The sequence below is a fragment of the Dyadobacter sp. OTU695 genome, assembly GCF_038440355.1.
GTDB lineage: Bacteria > Bacteroidota > Bacteroidia > Cytophagales > Spirosomataceae > Dyadobacter.
Map to the genome: position 1 here is coordinate 1 of NZ_JASATN010000049.1, position 3,683 is coordinate 3,683.

A 3,683-nucleotide genomic window follows, 5' to 3' on the forward strand; every position below is an offset into this window, starting at 1 on the left:
TTAAGTCCGCAATAACTACCTACCAATTATCTGCCCCCCATTACACCAAAAGTCGCCTACGGGCGCGCTCAGGTTCCAGGCAGGCGCCTCCTACACGGGAGGGCTCACCGATGCGCAGCATGTGGACGGGTATGTTTCCAAGATAGGTAATACCAGCTTCAAGTTCCCGGTAGGTGATGCCAGTGATCTGAGAACGCTACAAATTTCGGCACCGCTGGATGCAGCTACCCACATTAGCGTGGCCTACGCCCCGGACCTGGGCGAGGCGCCTACCACGCCCTCCCCTTCAATCAAATGCGTTTATGCCTCTGGCAGCTGGGACTGGGTTGCCGTCACACCTTCGACCAGCGACCTGGACGTGACTGTATCGATCCCCAATGTCGCCGCTTTTGAATCCACGGCAGCAAACCTCAGGCTCGTCGAATTGGATGGCTCCCAATGGCTCGATTTGAGCGGGTCGGCCAATGCCACCGGCGTAGCCGAGAACAGCACGCTGACCGGCGTCGTACCGGCTGGGGCGGCCATCACACAGATCGCCATCGGCTCTACGCAGGAGCTAGCCACCACGCCCGATCTGCGGCCGTTTATCATCATGGGCAATGTGACTTTCTCGAATACTGAAACCATCAGGCCCGTAACCGTTCGCGTCAGAAACGTGCGCGCCGGAACCGTTGCCTCTGATCTTATTACTGTCCGTATCTACAAACCGACACCTACTTCCACCATTGCCCTCACTGGCGCTTCGGCCACCGAATGGACCATCACCAACTCGGGTACTCACTACACGCTGACCACCAACAGCGATATCGCCGCCTCGCCATTGGGGAATAGCATTACGGCCAACCTGACCATCCCCGCGGCGGCTGTTCCCGGAGGCTATCCATTTAGGGCTTTCATCCCCGACCTATCGGGCGGAGAAGCAGTGGCTGACAATGGCAACAACAACCTGATCATTCAGGTGTTCAAAAATTAAACTACACCTTTCTTATCTCACAAAAACAATTAATCATGAATTCAACTTACAAAAACATCCTTGCTATCGCAGCGATTTTAATCGGGTTCCAGAGCGTTTCTGTCGCGCAGGTAAAAATAGGCAATAACCCGGCCAACATTGTGGCGGGATCGGCACTGGAAATCGAAAGCACCGATAAGGGGTTAAGAATGCCGCAAGTCGCACTCACAAGTACCACGACATTTGCACCGATCGCCGGCGTGGGAGCAGACGCAAGCTCGATGGGAATGCACGTTTTCAACACCAGTTCTGTCATTACCTCAGGTATAGCTTCTAATGGAAAAGCATACCCAGCCGCTGGTATTGGTGAATACTATTGGGACGGGTTCGGCTGGGTGAGTTCATCGGTACAATCCGGCTCCGGAGGTTTTTCACTGGTTTGGGCGGGTTACTCGCCAGGCCCTTTTAATTATGTGAATAACCTTCCCGGAAGCGATCTGAATACAACAGAGACATTTGATACATTCAACGCAAATACGGGTGGTGTATTTACAGTTCCAGTCGACGGCTATTATACCATTGCTCAGAATTTCATGGTCGATCTTGTAGGCTCCGGAGCCGGGAATTTCAATTCGAGCATAGTAATAACATCCTTTTCAACAGGGGTGCCAGAATCAAGAATTTCCAATAACACAGGAAGTGTCAATGGCAATCGTACTTATAGCCTGGGCAACAACCTCACCGTCAAATTATTTACCGGCGATCTGGTCAAGTTTACCGTGCAACCTTGTAATGGTTGTTCCGGTTCGAATTACCGCGTGAGATTGGTTTCACAAACCATAGGTTTATTTCAATAGCCACACTCAATTCCTTTCCCATTCCCTATCTATTAAAAGGCTGCTTCGCACCACGCGAGGCAGCCTTTTTATTTAAAATAAAACTTCAATTAGAATAGAGATTTACATTGCTTGGCTAAAATGCAACCAATATCTAATAATTGTGTATTTCAAAACAATTAATTCAAATAGATACCAAAACTCGCTCTGAACATACCAAACATTGTCTGGTTTCATTTCGATTTTAGCACCAATATTTGTAAAACAAGACATCATTGGCCTGGCTTAAGATATCAAAATAATCAAAATGCTATTTTTTACACCAGCTATTCAGCACGCAAATAATTGTTCACGACCAACATCTTACAGTTTAATTAAAAATAAAATAGTTTTTCAAACCAAATCCAAATTCGATGAACACATCTAGACTTTTCTCGAAACTCTTTCTGGGAGTATTGCTGACCAGCTCTTCTGCAATTTACGCACAAGTAAAAGTTGGAGATAATCCAGGCACAATTAATTCCAGTTCTGCCCTGGAAGTTGAGAGTGCTACAAAGGGCCTTTTGCCCCCGCGTCTAAGTATTCCTGATCTGACCCAGGCGGCACCTGTTACCAGTCCCACCGAAGGTCTGCTTGTATACAATACCAACACGACATCCGGAAAAGGCTTTGTCTATTGGGACGGCGCTATGTGGCGCCGCTTCCAGCAAACTGTGGGATCATTTAATTTGTCAATCTATGCAGCGGGTAGCCTTTATCTGGGCGATGTAGCCGGAACTTCCGACGGTAACCACACAGTTTTACCTGGATCAAAAGGAGTTTCAGGTGTGGCATGGGGCGGAGGATGGCAAGCAAACCAGGGGTCCGCATCGTGGAAAGTGACTTTCACTACCCCGGTACCAGCCGGCAAAACCTACTTTGTCATACTGACGCCGAGATCCAGCTCCAATCAGGCGCAACCCGGAAACCAGGCAGATTTGGACAACGACATCACGCCTCCGATCATCGTAGGTAAAAACCCCACTGACTTCACCATATTTTGCCAGGAGTATGCCGCAACATCCCAGCAACTTCTCATGGACTTTGTAGTTCTGGTCGAAAACTAAGACACTTCGTTTGATCCTGGAAAACCCAACACGCAGTGAGGCCAAATTCTAAAAAGCGTATTAAATGAACGAAGTATGAAAAAACTATATGTCCTACTTTTAATGGTGTGCGCCTGGACAGGCGCTTACAGCCAGGGAAGCGGTGTGCATAGTACGAGCCAGGTCCATCCTGGCGGCCACTATGGAGTGTATGGATCGTTGTTATTCAACAGCGGATACCTGGTTACACCCCGGAGCTCACCAACTAATAACGTGTACTTTACCGATGGGTCGGCATACTCGGGAGCATCCGATGGCTCCCATATTGACGGGTATGCCGAGAAAGCCGGCAATACCGCCTTTACGTTCCCCATAGGTAACGGTGCAAAACTCCGTACGGCCGGTATATCAGCCCCGGCAGCGGCGGCCAATTTTAAGGCAGCTTATTGGTTTGAGAATCCGAATGCGGCTACATTGCCGGCAGGCGCACCGTTTCCGGTAAGCAATCTGGGGACCGGAGTTAGTGCAGTAAGCAGTCTTGAGTATTGGGATGTGGATGGAGCATCGTCGGTAAATCTCACACTTTCCTGGGACGCAGCCAGCAACTTATCCGTTTTGACCTCGGGAACGATTGCCAATTTGGTAGTAGTAGGCTACAATACAACCACAGCTAAATGGGAAAGCCTGGGTAACGCAGGAGGAACAACCGGTGCGCTGGCTACGACTGGTACGATAACCGCAAACGGCGTTACACCTGATAATTATGCAGCATTCACATTTGGGACTAGCGCGGCAGCGACCACCCCTGAC

Annotated in this window: 3 protein-coding genes and 1 pseudogene; all 4 read left to right on the top strand. The window is 49.4% G+C overall.

All coding sequences use genetic code 11. The features are described 5' to 3' along the window. Positions 1-121: 121 nt before the first annotated feature. The gene (locus tag AAHB90_RS32275) at positions 122-973 is read left to right on the top strand and encodes a hypothetical protein (protein WP_342089458.1); all 852 of its coding nucleotides are present in this window, start codon (positions 122-124) and stop codon (positions 971-973) included. Between the two features lie 35 nt (positions 974-1,008). After that, positions 1,009-1,809, top strand: coding sequence for a hypothetical protein (locus AAHB90_RS32280; protein WP_342089459.1), 801 nt, complete (start codon positions 1,009-1,011; stop codon positions 1,807-1,809). Between the two features lie 392 nt (positions 1,810-2,201). After that, positions 2,202-2,894, top strand: coding sequence for a hypothetical protein (locus AAHB90_RS32285; RefSeq protein WP_342089460.1), 693 nt, complete (start codon positions 2,202-2,204; stop codon positions 2,892-2,894). A gap of 75 nt (positions 2,895-2,969) precedes the next feature. Then, positions 2,970-3,683 (top strand): annotated as a pseudogene (locus tag AAHB90_RS32290) (hypothetical protein); the annotation flags it as partial.

What these genes read in the sequence shown, in the direction of transcription:
- AAHB90_RS32280 (WP_342089459.1), top strand. Translation starts at nt 1,009, where the DNA reads ATGAATTCAACTTACAAAAACATCCTTGCTATCGCAGCGATTTTAATC.
- AAHB90_RS32285 (WP_342089460.1), top strand. Translation starts at nt 2,202, where the DNA reads ATGAACACATCTAGACTTTTCTCGAAACTCTTTCTGGGAGTATTGCTG.